The sequence below is a fragment of the Streptomyces sp. Ru62 genome (assembly GCF_002920615.1).
Taxonomy (GTDB): Bacteria; Actinomycetota; Actinomycetes; order Streptomycetales; family Streptomycetaceae; genus Streptomyces.
Map to the genome: position 1 here is coordinate 1 of NZ_PQSU01000095.1, position 927 is coordinate 927.

Here is a 927-nt window from a genome sequence, read left to right on the forward strand (position 1 = left end):
CACCGTCATCGCTGGCTTTCAGCCACCGCTCGCGCCCGAGGGGCCTGCGATTCCCCCTACTGGGTCAGCCGAGATGACAGTGCCGGAGCGCTATGGCATGACCAGATCGGTGCACACCGGGGTCAAGGTCCGCGCCGGACGGTTGCCGGACGTGAGGCCGGCCCGGCGTCTGCCGACCGCCGTATACGTGTGTCCGAGACCACCTGGGGCACAGTGGGCAGGGCACCCGGCTTCCACCCGCTGCAACACCGAGAGCTGCCGCTCGTTGACCCGCGGTTCCGATGGTCCGCCTTCGACTCGAAGCGACGCACGACGGCGGCATCTTGGCAGTCCTGCTCGTCGGCGACGGGCGGTTCGAGTCAATACATCCGAACGAGCGGGTTGACGTGGCTGGAAGCCGGTTGGGCCGAGAACCGTAGGTGGGCGCTGTCCTGCGGCGCGGTCTGACTCCTGAGATCTCTGACCGGGGTGTCCTGATCACACTGTGTCGACCGCCGGCCAGGGGACAGCGCACTGTTGGTCTCGGGCTGATGGACGTGTCTCGATAGGGGCTTGCCAGACAGGCGTCATCACGATTCTGACCGTCCGCACGGCCCGCTGCCGGCTACGCGATAAGCCGTCGGCCTGAGAGGTAACGAGCATGACCGGCACGTCCTCCGCTTCGCGTCCTCGTCGGCGTCGGCCGGCCGGGGGGGGTGGTCCTGGGAGTGGACACGCACCGGGATGCCCATGTGGCTGCTGTGCTCTCCCTGGTGGGGGAGGTGATCGGCACCCAGGAGTTCCCGGCCAGCGCGGCCGGTTACCGCGAACTGCTGGGGTGGGCCAGGGCGTGGGGTACGGTGCGCCGGGCCGGAGTGGAAGGTACCGGTTCCTTCGGGGCGGTCCTGTCCCGCTACCTGCTGGCCCAGGGCGTGGACGTTTTCGATG

1 pseudogene is annotated in these 927 nt (G+C 68.6%); it reads left to right on the forward strand.

Annotated elements, in window-relative coordinates:
• Positions 1–731 precede the first annotated feature (731 nt).
• Positions 732–927, forward strand: a pseudogene (locus C3492_RS43845) (IS110 family transposase); the annotation flags it as partial.